This is a genomic window from Nocardioides litoris (assembly GCF_006346315.1).
GTDB classification, from domain to species: domain Bacteria; phylum Actinomycetota; class Actinomycetes; order Propionibacteriales; family Nocardioidaceae; genus Nocardioides; species Nocardioides litoris.
Map to the genome: position 1 here is coordinate 72,941 of NZ_VDMR01000003.1, position 18,214 is coordinate 91,154.

Sequence of the window (18,214 nt, forward strand, 5' to 3'; positions counted from 1 at the left end):
CTCCCTGCTGCCCCGAACGGGCCGCCCCAACCCCGGGCGCGCGCCGGGCCGGCTCCCTCCGGGCGACTCAGGCGCGGGCGACGCCGTCGGCGCGCGCGGCCGCGGCCACGGCCGCCGCGACGGCGGGGCCGACGCGGGGGTCGAACGGCGAGGGGATGACGTAGTCCTCGCGCAGGTCGTCGCCGACGAGGTCGGCCAGCGCGGTCGCGGCGGCGACCTTCATGCCCTCGGTGATCGCGGTGGCGCGGGCGTCGAAGGCCCCGCGGAAGATGCCGGGGAACGCCAGGACGTTGTTGATCTGGTTGGGGAAGTCGGACCGGCCGGTGGCCACGACCCGCGCGTAGCGGTGGGCGACCTCGGGGTGGACCTCGGGCGTCGGGTTGGCCATCGCGAAGATGATCGCGTCGGGCGCCATCCGGGCGACGTCCTCCTCGGGCACGGTGCCGCCGGAGACGCCGAGGTAGACGTCGGCGCCGTCGAGGGCCTCGGCGAGGGTGCCGGTGCGGCCGGTGCGGTCGGCGGTCAGCTCGGCCAGCGCCTTCTTGACCGGCGTCAGGTCGGCGCGACCGGAGTGCACGACCCCCTTGCGGTCGGTGACCGCGATGTCGCTGATGCCGGCCTCGAGCAGGATCTTGGCGATCGCGACGCCCGCGGCGCCGGCACCGGAGATGACGACCCGCGTGGTGCCGGGGTCGCGGCCGGTGAGCTTGAGGGCGTTCTCGAGCGCGGCCAGCGAGACCACGGCGGTGCCGTGCTGGTCGTCGTGGAAGACCGGGATGTCGAGCCGCTCCTTGAGCCGGTCTTCGATCTCGAAGCAACGCGGGGCGCTGATGTCCTCGAGGTTGATGCCGCCGAAGCTCGGGGCGAGGCGCACCACCGTCTCGATGATCTCCTCGGTGTCGGTCGTGTCGAGGCAGATCGGCACGCCGTCGACGCCGCCGAACTGCTTGAACAGCACGGCCTTGCCCTCCATCACCGGCATGGCCGCCGACGGCCCGATGTCGCCGAGGCCGAGCACCGCGGTGCCGTCGGTCACGACGGCGACCACGTTGGGCACCCACGTGTAGTGCTGGGTCATGCCCGGGTCGGCCGCGATGGCCTCGCAGACCAGCGCCACGCCCGGCGTGTAGGCCAGGGAGAGCTCCTCCTTGCCGGTCAGCGGGACCGTCGAGACGGTCTGCATCTTCCCGCCGGCGTGCAGGTCGAAGACGGGGTCACCGGCGTGCGGGTGCTCGTGCTCAGCCACGGTCGGCGATACTTCCACAGGCGTACCGGGCGGTAGGGACCGTCTCGGGAGAGACGGGTCACACCCGCGGGACCCGCCCCGGACGCGGCCACAACCGCAGCAGCACCACGCCCAGCACCTGGTCCTGCGCCACCGGCCCGCGGGCCCGCGAGTCGGCCAGGCCCTCGACGGCGTTGTCCGAGAGCAGCCACCACGCCGGCGCCCCGGTGCGCGTGCGGCGCGGCTCGGCCGCTCGCTTCACCGCCACCGTCCCGTCGGGGAAGCGCGCCACGACAATGTCACCGACGCGCGGGCGCGCGGCGTACCGGACGAGGAGCCGGTCGCCGTCGCGCAGCGACGGGAGCATCGACCGGCCGCGCACGATCGCCACCCCGAGGGGTCTGGGTCCGGGCGCGCGCACGAAGAGTAGTGTCGCAAGCACTGCCCGAACGCCTCACCCGAGCGCCACGAGAGGACTGCCATGCTGTCTCGCTTCTTCGCCCCGCAGATCGAGGTCCAGGCCCACTGCGACCTGCCCTGCGGTGTCTACGACCCCGCCCAGGCCCGCATCGAGGCGGAGTCGATCAAGGCGATCATCGCCAAGGTCGCCGACAGCGACGACCCCGACTTCCGCACCCGCGCGGTGCTGATCAAGGAGCAGCGCTCCGAGCTGGTCAAGCACCACCTGTGGGTGCTGTGGACCGACTACTTCAAGCCCCCGCACTTCGAGAAGTACCCCCAGCTGCACCAGCTGGTCAACGAGGCCACCAAGCTCGCCGGCGGTGGCGGCGGCACCAAGGCGACCATGGACGCCGACACGGCCGACCAGCTGCTGGCCAAGATCGACGAGATCGCCGAGATCTTCTGGGAGACCAAGAAGGCCTGAGGCCAGCCTCTCGCCGTACGCCGCTGCCGCCCCGGACCCCGCTCAGGGTCCGGGGCGGTGTCGCGTCCGGGCCCGGGCACCGGACCCCACGTCCACTGTGCCCACCCGGCCGGTCCGGACGATCCCCCGGCGGGCCCGGCCCGCCACGACCCGGCCGGTCGCGCGGGCCGACCCTCACACGGAGGCCGCCGCGCCGCCACCGCGTTGCACCGACCTGCAGCCGGGTGCGGGGCCTTGTGCCGTGCGCGCGTCGGAGCGCGAAGGGTCCGCGGCCCACGGCTCCCGCCACGAGGGGTGTGTACACCAGCCGGGCCGACGACCACGCTGGGGAGATGCACACCCGCACCCTCGGACAGGGCCTGGAGGTCTCGGCGATCGGCCTGGGCTGCATGGGCATGAGCCACGGCTTCGGGCCGGCCTCGGACACCGGGGAGATGACGCGCGTCCTGCGCGACGCCGTCGACCTCGGCGTCACGTTCTTCGACACCGCCGAGGTCTACGGCCCCCGCACCAACGAGGAGCTCGTCGGGCGCGCGCTGGCCCCGGTGCGGGACCAGGTCGTCATCGCCACCAAGTTCGGCTTCGCCTTCGACGACGACGGCCGGCAGACCGGGGGCGTCACGAGCCGGCCGGACGACGTGCGCGCGGCGGTCGACGGGTCGCTGCGCCGGCTGGGCGTCGACCACGTCGACCTGCTCTACCAGCACCGCGTCGACCCCGACGTCCCGATCGAGGACGTCGCGGGCACGGTCAAGGAGCTGGTCGAGGCCGGCAAGGTCGCCCACTTCGGCCTGTCCGAGGCCGGCGCCGGCACGATCCGCCGCGCCCACGCGGTGCACCCGGTGACCGCGCTGCAGAGCGAGTACTCCCTGTGGTGGCGCGAGCTGGAGACCGAGATCGTGCCCACCCTGCAGGAGCTCGGCATCGGGCTGGTGCCGTTCAGCCCGCTCGGGCGCGGCTTCCTCACCGGTGCCATCACCGCCGAGACGACCTTCGACAGCACCGACATCCGGGCCTCGATGCCGCGCTTCACCGCCGAGGCACGCGAGGCCAACCAGGCCGTCGTCGACCTGCTCGCCCGGATCGCCGAGGCCAAGGACGCCACCGCGGGCCAGGTGGCCCTGGCGTGGCTGCTGGCGCAGGAGCCCTGGATCGTGCCGATCCCCGGCACCCGACGTACCGAGCGGGTGCGCGAGAACGCCGCGGCCGCCGACGTCGAGCTCACCGGCGCCGACCTCGCGGCGATCGAGGAGGCCATCGCCGCGGTGGAGGTGCAGGGGGCGCGCTACCCCGAGGCCATGCAGCGCTGGATCGACCGCTGAGCGCCGCCGCACCCTTGCTCCGCGGCTGTCACCACCGAGTAGGGTCGCCTGCGTCGAGCCCGAGCGAAGGACCCGCCCCATGCCTGTGACGTCCCACCCCGTCGACCAGCCTGCCGCCCCCGACGGCCGCGCCGACGTCGAGCTCCGGGTGCCCGCCGACAGCGCCTACGCCTCGGTCCTGCGCACCACGACCGCGGGCCTGGCCGCGCGCCTGGACTTCACCATCGACGACATCGAGGACCTCCGCATCGCCGTCGCCGAGGCCAGCGCGTTGGTGCTCGAGCAGGCCGACACCGGCAGCGACCTCGTGGCGGCGTTCCGGCTCGCGCCCGGCGCCATCACCATCACGCTCGCGGTGACCGCCGCCGGCAACCCGGTGCCCGACCTCGACAGCTTCGCCTGGCAGGTGCTCACCACGCTGGCCGACGACGCCGACATCGAGTCCTCCGGCGGCACGTTCGCCGTGACGATGACGATGACCTCCACCGCCGCCCAGCCCGGCAGCTGAGCATGGCGTCGGACCAGCAGCCGGACGAGGCGCGGCTGACCCGTGTCGAGCTGACCCGCAAGCGCAGCGCCGAGCTGTTCGTCGAGCTGCGCGACGACCTCGGCTCCGAGGCCTCGCGCGCCCACGCCCGTGACTCCCTCGTGCACCTGCACCTGCCGCTGGTCGAGCACTGCGCCCGCCGCTTCCGCAACCGCGGCGAGCCGTTCGAGGACCTCGTGCAGGTCGGCACGATCGGCCTGATCAAGTCGATCGACCGCTTCGACACCGAGCGTGGCGTCGAGTTCTCGACGTACGCGACGCCCACGATCATCGGCGAGATCAAGCGCTACTTCCGCGACAAGGGCTGGGCCATCCGGGTCCCGCGCCGGCTGCAGGAGCTGCGCATGCAGATCGGCTCTGCCACCGCCGAGCTCACCCAGAGCCTCGGCCGCTCCCCCACCCCCCGCGAGCTCGCCGAGGCCATCGGGTGCACGGTCGAGGAGATCGTCGAGGGCATCGAGTCGAGCAACGCCTACTCGACCCTCTCCCTCGACGCCACCGACAGCTCCGAGGACGGCTCGACCAGCATGCTCGACGCCATCGGCGTCGACGACGAGGGCCTGGAGCACGTCGAGATCCGCGAGTCGATCAAGCCGCTGCTCGAGGCCCTGCCCGCGCGCGAGAAGAAGATCCTGCTGCTGCGGTTCTTCAAGAACATGACGCAGTCGCAGATCGCCGAGGAGATCGGCGTCTCCCAGATGCACGTGTCCCGGCTGCTCGCCCGCACGCTCGAGCAGCTGCGCACCTCGCTCGAGGCCCCCGACCCCAGCTGAGTCTGTGGTCGCTCCGGCCTGCGCGCGGCGCCTAGGCCGCCGCGTCCCCCTCGTCCTCGCGTACGCCGAGCAGCGCGGCGACCGAGGCGGGGTGCAGCATCGCGGCGATCGCGGCCAGGGCGGCCACCGCGAGCGGTGCGGCCAGGGCGGGGTTCTCGCGGGCGTTCCAGGCGATGCCCAGCTGGAGGAGCTGGGTCAGCAGCACCGGGCCGCGGACCCAGCCCTGCACGCGCAGCAGCGCCACCGTGGCGAACAGCAGCAGCGCGCCGTACGCGCCGAAGAAGACGGCCAGCGACAGGCCCACCTCGAGGTTGCCCGGGGCCACGTCGAGCAGGCCGAGGACGGCCAGCGCGACGAGCACGAGGCCCTGCAGGGCGACCAGCACGGCGGCGACGGTCAGCGGGGCGGGGCGGCGGACGTCGGTCACGACCCCGAGCCTACGGTCGGCGGCACTCGGGACCGCGAGCCCCTTGTGACTCAGCAGACCACCCGAAACACTTGAACGTTCCACCGATAGTTGCGAGAGTTGCGAGGCGCTCGTGAAGTCCTTCACACACGAGGTTCCGCGCGCGCCCGCAGGCCTGAGCACCCCTGCCTGCACGTGTCTACCCCAAAGGATCCACCTTCCATGGATTGGCGTCACCGTTCCGCGTGCCTCGACGAGGACCCGGAGCTGTTCTTCCCCATCGGCAACACCGGCCCGGCCATCCTCCAGATCGAGGAGGCCAAGCAGGTGTGCCGACGCTGCGACGTCCGCGAGCAGTGCCTCGCGTGGGCGCTGGAGGCGGGACAGGACCACGGGGTGTGGGGCGGGCTGAGCGAGGACGAGCGCCGCGCCCTCAAGCGCCGCAACGCCCGCGCTCGCGTGCGCACGGCCTGAGGCTGCGGCTGCGGACCTGACGGCAGGGAGCTAGGAGACCTCCGAGACCGCCACGACGACACGCGTGCCGCCCCCGGGCCGGTCCGCCACCGACAGGTGGCCGCCGAGCTCAGACTCAACCAGCGTGCGCACGATCGAGAGCCCGAGGTTGGTCGACCCGTCGAGGTCGAACCCGGCCGGCAGACCCCGGCCGTCGTCCTCGACCACGACCTCCAGCGGGCCGCCGGTCCGGTCGACCCGCACGACGATCTCGCCGGGCGCGTCCGGCGACCCCGGGGCCGTCCCCTCGCCGTAGCCGTGCTCGACGGCGTTCTGCAGCAGCTCCGTCAGCACCATGGCCAGCGCGTTGGCCGCGGCTGAGGACAGGACCCCGAAGTCGCCCTCGCGGCGCACCCGGACCCGTCCGGTCACGGCGCTCACCTCGGTCACCATGACGCCGAGCCGGTCGGCGATCTCGTCGAAGGCCACCGTCTCCTCGACGGCCTGGCTGAGCGTCTCGTGCACGATCGCGATCGAGCCGACCCGCCGCACGGCCTCCTCGAGCGCCAGCGTCGCGGCCTCGTTGTCGACCCGGCGCGCCTGCAGCCGCAGGAGGGCGGCGACGGTCTGCAGGTTGTTCTTCACGCGGTGGTGGATCTCGCGGATCGTGGCGTCCTTGGTGACCAGCTCGCGGTCGCGGCGCCGGAGGTCGGTGACGTCACGGACCAGGATCAGGCCGCCGATGTGACGCCCCTGGGCGCGCAGCGGCACCGAGCGCACGATCAGCGAGACCTCGTCGCCACCGTCGGTGCCGATCTCGACGTCGCGGTGTGCCCGGGCCCCGAGGACCGCGCTCAGTGTCTCCTCGTCCGGACGGCGGCGCGGGGGCACGAGGTCGCGCACGACGTCGGCCAGCGCCTGCCCGGCCAGGTCCCCGGACCAGCCGAGCCGCCGGAAGACCGACTGGGCGTTGGGGCTGGCGTAGGAGACCCGCCCGTCGGCGTCGACGCGGACGAACCCGTCGCCCACCCGCGGCGAGTCGGCGTGGTCGCTGCGCTGGCCCGTGGCCGGGAAGTCGCCGGTCGCGATCATCTGGGTCAGGTCGGCCGCGGTCTGCAGGTAGGACAGCTCCAGCCGGCTCGGGGTCCGCACCCCCAGGAGGTTGGTGTGACGACCGATGACGCCGATCACCCGGCCCGCTCGGACCACCGGGATCGACTCCATCCGCACCGGCACCTCGTCGCGCCACTCGGGGTCGCCCTCGCGCACCGTGCGGGCCTGGTCGTGGGCCGCGTCGAGCATCGGCCGCCGGCCGCGGGCGACGTGGGTGCCGACCACGTCGTCGACGTACGCCGTGGGGCCAGTCGTCGGACGCATCTGCGCCGCCGCCCAGAACCCGGCGCCGTCCCGGTCGGGCAGCCACAGCACGAGGTCGGCGAAGGAGAGGTCGGCGATGATCTGCCAGTCGGCCTGCAGCAGCTGCAGCCAGGCCACGTCGGCCGGGGCGAGCGCCGTGCGGGTGCGGACGATCTCGGCGAAGGACGGCACGCAGCCGAGGATAGGACGGCCGGAACACTCCGGTTCGTCCCGCCCGAGTGGGTGTGTCCCGCCGACTTCTGCGAGGATGGGCGGCGATGAAGCGCGCGTCTCGGGAGCCCCTCGTCGACTGGCAGCAGGTGCACGACAGCGACTTCCGCGTCCCCGCGGAGGTCGCGTTGAGCGACCTCACCGAAGAGCTGACGATCATGCTCGGCGACCCCGACCCGGGCCGCCGCGACGAGACCGCCTACCCCACGCTCGCCGCCTGGGTCTCCCGCGGCGTGTACGACGACCTGCTGCCCGGCCTGGGCGACGGCATGGTCGCCGGGCTGGCCAGCGGGCTGGGCGAGGTCGGCACCGACTCGGTCTTCCGGCGGTCGTTCTCCGCGCTGGTGCTGGCCGAGTGCATCGCCCGCGACAACGCCCGGCCGCTGGTGCTCGGTGGCAAGGTGCTGCAGTGGGGTGACGCGCTGGCCACCTGGGTCCTGCGCGAGCAGGACCTGCGCGGCCACGTCGCCGGCAAGGGCTGGGCCCACGCGGTGGCCCACGGCGCCGACGCGCTCGCCGCCCTGGCCTCCTCCCCCCACCTGGCCCGCCCCGAGCTGACCGTCGTCCTCGACGTGGTCGCCGACCGCCTGCTGGCCCCCGTGGATGCCGTCTGGGCGCACGGCGAGGCCGACCGGCTGGTCGGCACCACGCTGGCGGTGCTGCGCCGCGGCCAGGTGCCGCTGACGGTGCTCGAGCCGTGGGTCAACCGCGTCGCCGCCGACGCCGGACCCTCGGTCGAGGCGCGCAGCGCCAACGCCCAGGCCTTCCTGCGCGGCCTCTACCTCCAGCTCGCCATCGGCAGCCGCCCGCCCTCGGTGCGGGCCGACCTGATGCTCGTGCTCGTCGGCGTCCTGCGGTCCACCAACCCGGGGTTCCAGCACCCGCACTAGCCTTCCCGCATGGACGAGGTCAGCGGGCACGCAGGAGAGCTGGCGGTCGCGGCCGCCCGGGCGCACGGTGTGGAGACGATGTTCACGCTCTCGGGCGCCCACGTCTTCCCCATGTACGACGGCGCGGTGAAGACCCAGCAGCAGGCCGAGCAGGCCGGGCCCGACGGCGACGGCCCCCCGCCGGTCACGCTGCTCGACGTCCGCCACGAGCAGACCGCGGCCTTCGCCGCCGAGGCCACCGGCAAGCTCACGCGGGTGCCGGGCCTGGCCGTGCTGACCGCCGGACCGGGCGTGACCAACGGCGTCAGCGCGATCGCCCAGGCCCAGTTCGCGGGCTCGCCCATGGTCGTCGTCGGCGGCCGCGCCCCGCAGAACCGCTGGGGCAGCGGCAGCCTCCAGGAGCTCGACCAGCCGCCGATCGTGGCCTCCATCTCCAAGCACGCCGCGACCCTGGCCACGGCCGGCGACGTCCTCGGCGGCATGGACGAGGCGTTCCGGCTGGCCGGCAGCTCGCACCGCGGCCCGGTGTTCGTCGACGTGCCGATGGACGAGTTCTTCGCCTCCTCCTCGGGTCCGGCGCCGACCGGTGAGCGGCCCCGCGGCGCCGACCCCGACCCCGAGGCCGTTGCGCGCCTGGCCGCGCTGCTGGCCGGCGCCTCGCGGCCGGTGCTGGTGCTCGGCACCGACGTGTGGGCCGACGGCGCCGAGGAAGCCGCGCTGCGCCTCGTCGAGACCGCCGGCGTCCCCGCCATCACCAACGGCATGGGCCGCGGTGTCGTCCCCGGCGGCCACCGGCTGCTGGTGACCAAGGCCCGCAGCCAGGCGCTGAAGGAGTCCGACCTCGTCGTCGTGGTCGGCACCCCGCTCGACTTCCGGCTGGGCTACGGCGTCTTCGGCGACCCCGAGTCACCGACCCCCGTCGTCCACGTGGCCGACTCCCCCGGCCAGGTCTCGCGGCACGCCGACCTCGCCACCTCGGTCGCGGGCGACCTCACCGCGGTGCTCGACGGCGTGCTGGCCGCGCTCGAGCGCGGCCCGCGCTGGGACTTCACCGCCTGGGTCGCGACCCTCCAGGACACCGTCGCCCAGGCCACCGAGCGCGACCGCGCCCTGCTCACGGCCGAGGCCGACCCGATCCACCCCGCCCGCATCTACGGCGAGCTGGTGCCGCGCCTGGCCGACGACGCCGTCGTCATCGGCGACGGCGGCGACTTCGTGTCCTTCGCCGGCAAGTACGTCGAGCCCAAGCGCCCCGGCGGCTGGCTCGACCCCGGCCCCTACGGTTGCCTCGGCGCCGGGCTCGGCGCCGCCATCGCCGCGCGCATCGCCCGCCCGTCGGCGCAGGTCGTGCTGCTGCTCGGCGACGGCGCGGCCGGCTTCTCGCTCATGGACGTCGACACCCTCGTCCGCCACGGCCTGCCCGTCGTCATGGTCATGGGCAACAACGCCGCGTGGGGCCTGGAGAAGGGCCCGATGCAGATGCTCTACGGCTACGACGTCGTGGCCGACCTCGCCCCCCGCACGGCCTACGACGGCGTGGTCAAGGCCCTCGGCGGGGCCGGCGAGACCGTGACCGACCCGCGCCAGATCGGGCCGGCCCTCGACCGCGCCTTCGCCTCCGGCGTGCCCTACCTGGTCAACGTCATCACCGACGTCGACGCGGCCTACCCACGCTCCACCTTCGGGATCTGAGCCGGGACCCGATGGCGTTCGACATCCGTCGGATCGCGCCCGCCGACCACGAGGAGGCCGCCGCGGCGCTCCTCGCGGCGTACGCCGACCACATCCGCGCCGAGCCGGCGTACGCCGAGCGGCTGGCCGACCTGGGCTCGCGCGACCGCGAGGCCGAGGTCTGGGTGGCAGCCGACGGCCCGCAGGTGCTCGGCACGGTGACGTTCTGCCCGCCCGGGTCGCCCTACCGGGAGGTCGCACGTGACGACGAGGGCGAGTTCCGGATGCTGGCCGTGCACCCGGCCGCCCAGGGCCGGGGGGTCGGCCGGGCCCTCACCGAGCTGGCGCTCACGGAGTCACGGCGCCGCGGGTTCGCCGCGGTGGCCCTGTCGAGCACCACGACCATGACCACCGCCCACCGCCTCTACGAGAGCCTCGGCTTCGTCCGCGACCCCGCCCGCGACTGGACGCCTGCGCCCGGGGTCGACCTGCTCGTCTACCGCCTGGAGCTGCACCCGTGAGCCTCACCTTCACCGTCACCGACGACGACACCGCCGCGGCCCTCGGCTCGGGCTCGCTGCCCGTGCTGGCCACACCGCGGCTGCTGGCCTGGCTCGAGGCCGCCACCTGCGCCGAGCTCGAGCCGGACCTGGCGGAGGGCTCGACGAGCGTGGGCACGCGGGTCGACCTCCAGCACCAGGCCGCCTCCCCCGTCGGCCAGCGGGTCGAGGTCACCGCGTCCTCGGCGTACGTCGACGGCCGGCTGCACCGCTTCACCGTCGCGGCCCGCCACGTGGGCGAGGACGGCGCGGCCGGCAAGGTCGTGGCTTCGGGCGAGGTCACCCGCGTCGTGGTCGACGCCGAGCGCTTCCTGGGCCGCCTCTAGGAACGCAGCGCGGGGGGAACGCAACGACCCCCGGTCGGAGGACCGGGGGTCGGGAGCACTGAGCGTCGGCTCAGGTGTTGGGGCGCTTGCCGTGGTTGGCGCCCTTCTTGCGACGCGAGCGACGCTTGCGGCCGGTCTTGCCCATGATGACCTCCCGGTCGAGCGGTGGTTGTGAACGGTCCAGTGTCCCAGGTGAGCCGGGCGCGGCCCAATCCGGGGCCTCGGTGCGCTCAGCCCTCCACGCGACTGGTGCTGGCGATCTGCACCTGCACCTCGCGGATGCGCAGCCGCACCCGGTCGCGCAGGTCGGCCGGGGCGACCTCGGTGCACGACCGCGCCACGACCGCCTTCACGGTGCGCTGGAGGTCGTACTTGACCAGGCACGGGTTGCAGGTGTCGAGGTGCACCCGCACCGCGGCGCAGTCGGCGTCGTCGAGCTCGTTGTCGAGGAAGTAGACGATCTGCTCGAGGAAGTCGGCACAGTCCTGGTCGGCGTGCGCGTGCTCGTGCATCCGGTCGCTCATCCGGTCGCTCATCGGGTCGCTCATCGGGTCTTCGCCTCCACGGTCGCGGCGGGCAGCAGGTCGTGGGCACGCACGTGGTCGGCGAGCATGTCGCGCAGCTGGCGGCGCCCCCGGTGCAGGCGCGACATCACCGTGCCGATGGGCGTCTCCATGATCTCGGCGATCTCCTTGTAGGCGAACCCCTCGACGTCGGCCAGGTAGACCGCCAGCCGGAACTCCTCGGGCAGCCGCTGCAGGGCGTCCTTGACCTGGGAGTCGGGCAGGTGCTCCAGCGCCTCCATCTCGGCCGACTTCAAGCCGCTGGAGCTGTGCGACTCGGCACGGGCGAGCTGCCAGTCCTCCACGTCCTCCGACATCGACTGCTGCGGCTGCCGCTGCTTCTTGCGGTAGGTGTTGATGAAGGTGTTCGTCAGGATCCGGTAGAGCCAGGCCTTGAGGTTGGTGCCCGGCTTGAACTGGTGGAACGCCGAGTAGGCCTTGGCGAAGGTCTCCTGCACCAGGTCCTCGGCGTCAGCGGGGTTGCGGGTCATCCGCATCGCCGCGGAGTAGAGCTGGTCGAGGTAGGGCAGCGCGTCGCGCTCGAAGCGCAGCGAGCGCTCTGCCTCGGTCTCGGTCTCGACGTCCACGGGGACGTCGACGGGGTCGGGCTCGATCTCGGTCATCGCGTCCCAGCCTACGTCGGCGACCGGGCGCTCCAGCAGTGCCATCACGACCTGCACAACACCTCACCGGCGCGCGGGATTCCCGACCACCTCGCGCACGATCCAGCCCAGCACCGCCTCGACCAGCAGGTCGAGCGCGTCGTCCTGCGACAGCACCCCCCGCTTGGGCACCACGAAGGAGTGGTCGGCGCCCGGGACGGGCACGACCTCGACGTCGTCGGGGAACTCCTCGGGGCGCCCCATCGTGTCCCGCTCGCCCTGCACCACGAGCGTCGGCAGCCGGGCGCCGCGCAGCTCGTCGAGGCGCGACTTCTCCGGCTTGCCCGGCGGGTGCAGCGGGAACGCCAGGGCCAGCGCCCCGACGGCCCCGAGCCTCCTGGCCGTCCGGCACGCCGACCGGGCGCCGGCCGACCGGCCACCCACCACCAGCGGCGAGCGGGTGCGCAGCTTGTCGGCCCCCGCGACCAGGGCCGCGTCGAGGGTCGGCGGCGCGGTCGCGACCTTGCGCCCGGCCCGCACCCACGGCTGCTCGAAGCGCACGACCGTGACGTCGTTGCGCGGCAGGGCGTGGGCCAGCGCGGCCAGGTCGGGCGTCTCGATGCCGGCCCCGGCGCCGTGGCCGAGCAGGACGGTCGCGATCGGGCGGCGGGCCCGGTCGGTGACGAGCCGGCCCTCGCCGTACGGCGTGTCGACGAGCAGCTCGGTGCTGGTCACAGCAGCGTCCCCTCCTCGCCGTCCCCGTCGAGGGGCAGCGGCTCGACCAGCTCGGGCCCGTTGTTGCGCACGTTGCCGACCGCCGGGGAGACGGGGAACGCCTCGAGCCGGCCCGGCGCCGCCGGGACCAGCAGGTCGAGCAGGTCGTCGCGCGGGGCGTCCGGGGCCAGCCAGGCCCCCCACTTCTCGCGCTCCACCATCAGCGGCATCCGGTCGTGGATGCGGCCGAGGTCGTCGGGGGCATCGGTGGTGATGACCGTGCAGGTCCAGCGGAACCGCCGCGGGTCGTCGTCGTCGCGGGTGGGGTCGCGCCAGATCTCGTAGAGCCCGGCCATGGCCAGGACACCCCCGTTGGCGGGCCGGATGAAGAACGGCTGCTTGGCGCCCTTCCCACCCTTCCCTCCGCCCTCGGTCGGGTACCACTCGTAGTAGCCGTCGGCGGGGAGCAGGCAGCGCCGCGAGGCGAACGCCTTGCGGAAGGCCGGCTTCTCCGCGACGGTCTCCATCCGGGCGTTGATCATCCGGCTGCCGATCGCGGGGTCCTTGGCCCACGACGGCACCAGGCCCCACCGCAGCACCCGCAGCTGGCGCTGGGCCGGCTCCGCGCGATCGTCCTTGGCCGGTCGCTCGAGGACGGCGTACACCGCCTTGGTGGGGGCGACGTTCCAGTCGGGCCCCGGCGGGTCCTCCTCCAGGCGCGTCTCGAGGACGTCGAACTCCTCCGCGAGGTCGTCGGGGCGCCGCGTCGAGGCGTACCTGCCGCACATGGCTCCGATCCTAGGGAACCGCCGACCCGGACGGGGCGGCGCCGGACGACGCCGCCCGCCGCCCGCACACCGCCGGCTCCCCTCGGACAGATCGGCGATCCCAGGCGTCCACCTGCCTCGAGGGGTGGCCAGCGGCGGCGCGCGGTCCCCTAGGTTGGTCGCATGAGCCTGAGCCGCCTCGTCGCCCGTCCCCTCATCGCCTCCGGCATCCTCTACGGAGCCCAGGGCGTGCTGCGCAACCCGGCGCCGGTCGCGCCCAAGGCCGCCCCGGTGACCGACAAGATCGTCCCGGCGGCCCAGCGTGCGGGCCTGCCGCTGCCCGAGGACACCGTGCAGCTGGTCCGGCTCAACGCGGCCGCCCAGATCGTCGGCGCGCTCGCCATCGGCACCGGCCGGGCCCCGCGCCTGGGCGCCGCGATCGTCGCCGCCTCCCTGGTGCCGACCACCATCGCGGGCCACGCGTTCTGGGCCGAGTCCGACCCGGCGGCCAAGAAGACGCACACCCTGCAGTTCTTCAAGAACCTCACCATGATCGGCTCGCTGATCGTCGTGGCCGGTGACACCGACGGCAAGCCCGGCGTCGCGTGGCGCACCCGTCGCGCCGCCAAGGACGCCCAGCGCGAGGCCAAGCACCTGCGCACGGTGGCCAAGGCCAAGGTCTCCTGAGTTGGCGGACGCCCCCGCCGCTCGTCCGGTCGACCCCTGGCCGGCTCCCCGCGTGCGGGAGCCGGTCGAGGCGACCGTCTCCCTGCCGGGCAGCAAGTCGCTGGCCAACCGTGCGCTCGTGCTCGCGGCGATCGCCGACGGGCCCTCCGTCGTACGCCGGGCGCTGCGGTCGCGCGACACGCTCCTGATGGCGTCCGGGCTGTCCGCGCTCGGCTCGGCCGTCGACACGGCCGAGGCCGACTGGCCGGTCACGCCGGGCCCCTTCGACCGCGACGCCGCGGTCGACTGCGGGCTCGCGGGGACGGTGATGCGCTTCGTGCCGCCGATCGCCGGGCTGTCCTCCGGGGCGGTGGCCTTCGACGGCGACCCCCACATGCGCCAGCGACCGGTGGGCGAGGTGCTGACGGCCCTGACGGCCCTGGGCGTCGAGGTCGACGACGGCGGGCGCGGCGGGCTGCCCTTCACCGTGCGCGGCACCGGCTCGGTGCCCGGCGGCACGGTGACCATCGACGCCTCGGCGTCCTCGCAGTTCGTCTCCGCGCTGCTGCTGGCCGGCGCCCGCTTCGAGCGCGGCGTCGACGTCCGCCACGACGGCAAGCCGGTCCCCTCCCTCCCCCACATCGAGATGACCGTCGCGGTGCTGCGCGAGCGCGGCGTCGAGGTCGACGACTCCGAGCCCAACCGCTGGACCGTCGCGCCCGGCCCCGTCGGTGCCGTCGACACCACCGTCGAGCCCGACCTGTCCAACGCCGCTCCGTTCCTGGCCCTGGCCGCCCTCAGCGGCGGGCGGGTCACCGTGCGCGACTGGCCGGCGAGCACGACCCAGCCCGGCGACGAGCTGCGCACGATCCTGGCCCTCATGGGCTGCACCGTCGAGACCACCGACGACGGCCTGCAGGTCATCGGCGCCGACCGGCTGCAGGGCGTCGACCTCGACCTCCACGACGTCGGCGAGCTCACCCCGGCCGTGGCCGCCCTGTGCGCCCTGGCCGAGGGGCCGTCCCACCTGCGCGGCATCGCCCACATCCGCGGCCACGAGACCGATCGGCTCGCCGCGCTCGCCACCGAGCTGACCGGCCTCGGCGCCGAGGTCGTCGAGCACCCCGACGGGCTGTCGATCACGCCGCGTCCGCTGCGGGCTGGGGTCTGGCACACCTACGCCGACCACCGCATGGCCCACGCCGGGGTGATCATCGGCGCGGCCACCGACGGTGTGCTCGTCGAGGACGTCGCCACCACGAGCAAGACGTTCCCCGACTTCGCGGGCTTCTGGTCCGGGGTCGTCGGCGCCGGGCCCGCCTGAGCCATGTCCGGGCGCTACTCCGACCACGACCCCGAGCACTACGAGCGACCCCGCCGCCGCACCCGGCCGCGCACCAAGGAGCGCCCGACCTACGACGACGCCGTCGACGGCGTGGTCGTCACCGTCGACCGCGGCCGCTTCACGCTGCTGGTCGACGGCACCACGGTGCTCGCGGTCAAGGCCCGCCCGCTCGGGCGCAAGGGCGTCGTGGTCGGCGACCGGGTGCGGGTCGTCGGCGACACCTCGGGCGAGGAGGGCGCCCTGGCCCGCATCGTCGAGGTCGTCGACCGCACCACCACCCTGCGGCGCACCGCCGACGACGACGACCCGGTCGAGCGCGTGGTCGTGGCCAACGCCGACCAGCTCGTCGTCGTCACCGCCCTGGCCGACCCCGACCCGCAGCCGCGCCTCATCGACCGCGCCCTCGTGGCGGCGTACGACGCGGGCATGGCGCCCCTGCTCTGCCTGACCAAGTCCGACCTGCGCGGCCCCGACGAGCTCCTCGACACCTACCGTGCGCTCGGGGTGCCGTGGGTGGTCACCCGCCGCGGTGGCGAGCTCGACGCGGTGCGCGAGCGCCTGGCCGGCCGCACCAGCGTGCTGGTCGGGTCGAGCGGCGTCGGCAAGTCGACGCTGGTCAACGCCCTCGTGCCCGACGCCGGCCGCGAGGTCGGCCGGGTCAACACCGTCACCGGGCGGGGCCGCCACACCAGCACCTCGGCCTACCTGCTGCCGCTGCCCGACCACGACGGCGTCACCGGGGGCTGGATCATCGACACCCCCGGCATCCGCTCCTTCGGCCTCGCGCACGTCAGGCCCGAGGACCTCATCGACGCCTTCCCCGACCTCGCCGAGCTGACCGGGGACTGCCCGCGCGGCTGCACCCACGGCGACGACGAGCCCGAGTGCGGGCTCGACGACGCGCTCGAGCGCGGCGAGGCCGACCCCGACCGGGTCGCGTCGTTCCGCCGCCTGCTCGCCGCGCGGTCAGGTCAGGACTGGTAGCCCGCCCACTTCAGCTCCGCGCCCGCGTCGCCGGTGAGCACGGTGTAGACCAGGGTCAGCACACCGAGCGCGGCCACGCCGACGCCGAGGGCGATCCGCGTCGCGCCGGTGCGGGTGTGCAGCCAGGCCGCGCCGAAGCTGACCAGCGCCAGCACGGTCACCGAGATGCGCAGCACCCCGGCCCGCTCCTCGTGGGTCTCCAGCAGCGCCGCCCGGGCGGGGTCGGTGTAGAAGGTCGGGTTGGCCTCCTCCACGCTCTCGCCGGAGAAGTAGGCCACCCAGATCGAGACCAGGGCGATCGCGGCGACGCCGACCAGCGGCCACCGCAGCCAGTCACGCCACCTCGGCACGGCGGCGTAGAGCACCGCGGCCAGGCCGGCGAGGGGGCCGAAGACGACGGCCGCGTGGACGACGAGAGCGTGCAGCGGCAGCCCGTTGATCGACATGGATGAAGGATGGACCAGACGGCTGAGATTAGGGTGAGCGACGTGCCGGGCTCACCAGTGGACTACACCGACGACCTGCGCCTCGCGCACGTGCTCGCCGACGACGCCGACGCGCTGACCACCGCCCGGTTCAAGGCGCTCGACCTGCACGTGATGAGCAAGCCGGACCTGACGCCCGTCACCGACGCCGACCAGGCCGTCGAGGAGGGCGTGCGGCGCACCCTGTCGCGGGTCCGCAGCCGCGACGCCGTCACGGGCGAGGAGCAGGGCTCCAGCGGCCACTCCCAGCGGCGCTGGATCGTCGACCCGATCGACGGCACCAAGAACTTCGTGCGCGGCGTCCCGGTCTGGGCCACCCTCATCGCCCTGGCCGTCGACGACGAGGTCGTGCTCGGCGTCGTCTCCGCGCCCCAGCTCCAGCGCCGCTGGTGGGCCTCGGCGGGCCACGGCGCCTGGACCGGCCGGTCGCTGCTCAAGGCCTCGCGCATGCAGGTCTCCGACGTACGCCGCCTCGAGGACGCCTCGCTGTCCTACTCCTCCTTCACCGGCTGGGAGGAGCGCGGCCGGCTCGAGGACTTCCACTCCCTGGCCCGCCGCTGCTGGCGCACCCGCGCCTACGGCGACTTCTGGTCCTACATGCTGCTGGCCGAGGGTGCGGTCGACCTCGCCGCCGAGCCCGAGCTCGAGGTCTACGACATGGCCGCCCTCGACGTCATCGTGCGCGAGGCGGGCGGACGGTTCACCTCCCTCGACGGCAGCCCCGGCCCCTGGGGCGGCAACGCGCTGGCCTCCAACGGCCACCTCCACGAGGCGGCGCTGTCGTTCCTCGGCGGCCTGCCCGACGACCACGATGGCGATCCCGACTGGCCGGCCACCGGTCCCGGCAGCGTCAGCCGCCTGCACGCGCCCCGGCCCCGGACCAGTGACAGGACCAGTGACAGGACCAGTGACAGGACCAGTGATCGGACCAGTGACAGGGGCGACGACCCGCAGTAGGTTCCGCGCATGCGCATCGGCGAGATCCTCGAGGCCAAGGCCAGTGGTGGCGTCGTCACCATCACCCCCGACGCGGGCGTGCGTGAGCTGATCGCGCTGCTCGCCGAGCACAACATCGGGGCCCTCATCGTCAGTCGCGACGGTGCGAGCGTCGACGGCATCGTCAGCGAGCGCGACGTGGTGCGCCACCTGCACCACGACGGCACGGTCATCAACAACACCGTCGCGGCGATCATGACCTCCGCGGTCGAGACCTGCGCTCCCGACGACGACCTCGACGCCGTGATGTCGACCATGACCTCCCGCCGCTTCCGGCACGTCCCCGTCGTCGACGGCGACCGGCTCGCCGGCATCGTCTCGATCGGCGACGTCGTCAAGCACAAGATCGACCGGCTGCAGTTCGAGCGCGACCAGCTCGACTCCTACGTCCACCAGTCCTGAGCACCCTCTCGCTCTCCAGCGCCGCCGGGCGCTGGGTCCTGCTC

The 18,214-nt window shown here is 74.0% G+C and carries 23 protein-coding genes and 1 pseudogene; 14 read left to right on the forward strand and 10 right to left on the reverse strand.

The annotated features are described in order from the left end of the window. Positions 1 to 67 precede the first annotated feature (67 nt). Both FJQ57_RS12505 and FJQ57_RS12510 read right to left on the reverse strand, forming a co-directional pair. Positions 68 to 1,183 carry an NAD(P)-dependent malic enzyme gene (locus FJQ57_RS12505; RefSeq protein WP_139981314.1) on the reverse strand — a complete coding sequence of 372 codons (1,116 nt, stop codon included), beginning with the start codon at positions 1,181 to 1,183 and terminating at the stop codon, positions 68 to 70. Positions 1,184 to 1,304: 121 nt separating this feature from the next. Further along, positions 1,305 to 1,667 carry a S24/S26 family peptidase gene (locus FJQ57_RS12510; protein ID WP_342775392.1) on the reverse strand — a complete coding sequence of 121 codons (363 nt, stop codon included), beginning with the start codon at positions 1,665 to 1,667 and terminating at the stop codon, positions 1,305 to 1,307. 39 nt (positions 1,668 to 1,706) lie between these two features. Between FJQ57_RS12510 and sodN the strand changes: the two genes are divergently transcribed. The 4 genes from sodN (at position 1,707) to FJQ57_RS12530 (ending at position 4,753) form a co-directional block, all read left to right on the forward strand. Next, positions 1,707 to 2,111: a superoxide dismutase, Ni gene (gene sodN / locus FJQ57_RS12515; protein WP_139980763.1), complete on the forward strand. Its 405-nt coding sequence runs from the start codon at positions 1,707 to 1,709 to the stop codon at positions 2,109 to 2,111. Between the two features lie 332 nt (positions 2,112 to 2,443). Further along, positions 2,444 to 3,433 (forward strand): aldo/keto reductase, encoded by a 990-nt coding sequence (locus FJQ57_RS12520; RefSeq protein ID WP_139980765.1) that lies wholly within the window; start codon positions 2,444 to 2,446, stop codon positions 3,431 to 3,433. A 79-nt stretch (positions 3,434 to 3,512) separates the two neighbouring features. Beyond that, positions 3,513 to 3,941, forward strand: a complete 429-nt coding sequence (locus tag FJQ57_RS12525) for an ATP-binding protein (RefSeq protein ID WP_139980767.1) — start codon at positions 3,513 to 3,515, stop codon at positions 3,939 to 3,941. A gap of 2 nt (positions 3,942 to 3,943) precedes the next feature. Then, complete coding sequence (locus FJQ57_RS12530) at positions 3,944 to 4,753, forward strand: RNA polymerase sigma factor SigF (RefSeq protein ID WP_139980769.1); 810 nt, start codon at positions 3,944 to 3,946, stop codon at positions 4,751 to 4,753. Positions 4,754 to 4,784: 31 nt separating this feature from the next. On the opposite strand, the gene FJQ57_RS12535 is transcribed toward FJQ57_RS12530, so the two are convergent. Beyond that, on the reverse strand, positions 4,785 to 5,180 hold the full coding sequence (locus tag FJQ57_RS12535; RefSeq protein ID WP_139980771.1) for a hypothetical protein: 396 nt from the start codon (positions 5,178 to 5,180) through the stop codon (positions 4,785 to 4,787). A 201-nt stretch (positions 5,181 to 5,381) separates the two neighbouring features. Between FJQ57_RS12535 and FJQ57_RS12540 the strand changes: the two genes are divergently transcribed. Continuing rightward, positions 5,382 to 5,633, forward strand: coding sequence for a WhiB family transcriptional regulator (locus tag FJQ57_RS12540; protein ID WP_027863177.1), 252 nt, complete (start codon positions 5,382 to 5,384; stop codon positions 5,631 to 5,633). A 30-nt stretch (positions 5,634 to 5,663) separates the two neighbouring features. Here the strand turns inward: FJQ57_RS12540 and FJQ57_RS12545 are convergent, their stop codons facing one another. Next, positions 5,664 to 7,160: a PAS domain-containing sensor histidine kinase gene (locus FJQ57_RS12545; protein WP_139980773.1), complete on the reverse strand. Its 1,497-nt coding sequence runs from the start codon at positions 7,158 to 7,160 to the stop codon at positions 5,664 to 5,666. A gap of 86 nt (positions 7,161 to 7,246) precedes the next feature. Here FJQ57_RS12545 and FJQ57_RS12550 point away from each other — a divergent pair, with 86 nt between their 5' ends. The 4 genes from FJQ57_RS12550 to FJQ57_RS12565 are packed head-to-tail and all read left to right on the forward strand — an operon-like array spanning position 7,247 to position 10,646. After that, positions 7,247 to 8,089, forward strand: a complete 843-nt coding sequence (locus FJQ57_RS12550; RefSeq protein ID WP_139980775.1) for a DUF2785 domain-containing protein — start codon at positions 7,247 to 7,249, stop codon at positions 8,087 to 8,089. Between the two features lie 9 nt (positions 8,090 to 8,098). After that, positions 8,099 to 9,781 carry an acetolactate synthase gene (locus FJQ57_RS12555; protein ID WP_139980777.1) on the forward strand — a complete coding sequence of 561 codons (1,683 nt, stop codon included), beginning with the start codon at positions 8,099 to 8,101 and terminating at the stop codon, positions 9,779 to 9,781. Positions 9,782 to 9,792: 11 nt separating this feature from the next. Beyond that, on the forward strand, positions 9,793 to 10,281 hold the full coding sequence (locus FJQ57_RS12560) for a GNAT family N-acetyltransferase (RefSeq protein ID WP_139980779.1): 489 nt from the start codon (positions 9,793 to 9,795) through the stop codon (positions 10,279 to 10,281). Then, positions 10,278 to 10,646 carry a thioesterase family protein gene (locus FJQ57_RS12565; RefSeq protein ID WP_139980781.1) on the forward strand — a complete coding sequence of 123 codons (369 nt, stop codon included), beginning with the start codon at positions 10,278 to 10,280 and terminating at the stop codon, positions 10,644 to 10,646. Before FJQ57_RS12560 ends, FJQ57_RS12565 begins: the two co-directional genes overlap by 4 nt. A gap of 70 nt (positions 10,647 to 10,716) precedes the next feature. Here FJQ57_RS12565 and FJQ57_RS23805 read toward each other — a convergent pair whose 3' ends face one another. The 5 genes from FJQ57_RS23805 to FJQ57_RS12585 all read right to left on the reverse strand — a co-directional run bounded on the left by FJQ57_RS23805 (position 10,717) and on the right by FJQ57_RS12585 (position 13,313). Then, the gene (locus FJQ57_RS23805; protein ID WP_425465425.1) at positions 10,717 to 10,791 is read right to left on the reverse strand and encodes a 50S ribosomal protein bL37; all 75 of its coding nucleotides are present in this window, start codon (positions 10,789 to 10,791) and stop codon (positions 10,717 to 10,719) included. A gap of 85 nt (positions 10,792 to 10,876) precedes the next feature. Beyond that, complete coding sequence (gene rsrA / locus FJQ57_RS12570) at positions 10,877 to 11,194, reverse strand: mycothiol system anti-sigma-R factor (protein ID WP_246081782.1); 318 nt, start codon at positions 11,192 to 11,194, stop codon at positions 10,877 to 10,879. Then, positions 11,191 to 11,832: a sigma-70 family RNA polymerase sigma factor gene (locus FJQ57_RS12575; protein WP_139980783.1), complete on the reverse strand. Its 642-nt coding sequence runs from the start codon at positions 11,830 to 11,832 to the stop codon at positions 11,191 to 11,193. The genes rsrA and FJQ57_RS12575 overlap by 4 nt, the downstream gene beginning before the upstream one ends. A gap of 63 nt (positions 11,833 to 11,895) precedes the next feature. Continuing rightward, positions 11,896 to 12,546 carry an alpha/beta hydrolase family protein gene (locus FJQ57_RS12580; protein WP_139980785.1) on the reverse strand — a complete coding sequence of 217 codons (651 nt, stop codon included), beginning with the start codon at positions 12,544 to 12,546 and terminating at the stop codon, positions 11,896 to 11,898. Further along, on the reverse strand, positions 12,543 to 13,313 hold the full coding sequence (locus tag FJQ57_RS12585; RefSeq protein WP_139980787.1) for an SOS response-associated peptidase: 771 nt from the start codon (positions 13,311 to 13,313) through the stop codon (positions 12,543 to 12,545). Before FJQ57_RS12585 ends, FJQ57_RS12580 begins: the two co-directional genes overlap by 4 nt. 162 nt (positions 13,314 to 13,475) lie before the next feature. On the opposite strand from FJQ57_RS12585, the gene FJQ57_RS12590 reads away from it, so the two are divergent. Genes FJQ57_RS12590 through rsgA form a run of 3 tightly spaced genes read left to right on the forward strand, consistent with a single transcriptional unit; the run spans position 13,476 to position 16,287 of the window. Next, positions 13,476 to 13,979: a DoxX family protein gene (locus FJQ57_RS12590; protein ID WP_139980789.1), complete on the forward strand. Its 504-nt coding sequence runs from the start codon at positions 13,476 to 13,478 to the stop codon at positions 13,977 to 13,979. Positions 13,980 to 14,031: 52 nt separating this feature from the next. Then, positions 14,032 to 15,282, forward strand: coding sequence for a 3-phosphoshikimate 1-carboxyvinyltransferase (aroA, locus tag FJQ57_RS12595; RefSeq protein ID WP_246081783.1), 1,251 nt, complete (start codon positions 14,032 to 14,034; stop codon positions 15,280 to 15,282). 3 nt (positions 15,283 to 15,285) lie between these two features. After that, a complete protein-coding gene (rsgA, locus tag FJQ57_RS12600) occupies positions 15,286 to 16,287 on the forward strand; it encodes a ribosome small subunit-dependent GTPase A (RefSeq protein WP_139980793.1) in 1,002 nt (333 codons plus the stop codon). Here the strand turns inward: rsgA and FJQ57_RS12605 are convergent. Beyond that, positions 16,275 to 16,733, reverse strand: a complete 459-nt coding sequence (locus tag FJQ57_RS12605) for a DUF2231 domain-containing protein (RefSeq protein ID WP_139980795.1) — start codon at positions 16,731 to 16,733, stop codon at positions 16,275 to 16,277. The genes rsgA and FJQ57_RS12605 overlap by 13 nt on opposite strands. A 9-nt stretch (positions 16,734 to 16,742) precedes the next feature. Here FJQ57_RS12605 and hisN point away from each other — a divergent pair. Then, a pseudogene (gene hisN / locus FJQ57_RS12610) lies at positions 16,743 to 17,561 on the forward strand (histidinol-phosphatase); the annotation flags it as partial. 177 nt (positions 17,562 to 17,738) lie between these two features. Then, complete coding sequence (locus tag FJQ57_RS12615) at positions 17,739 to 18,170, forward strand: CBS domain-containing protein (RefSeq protein ID WP_139980799.1); 432 nt, start codon at positions 17,739 to 17,741, stop codon at positions 18,168 to 18,170. Positions 18,171 to 18,214: the final 44 nt, after the last annotated feature.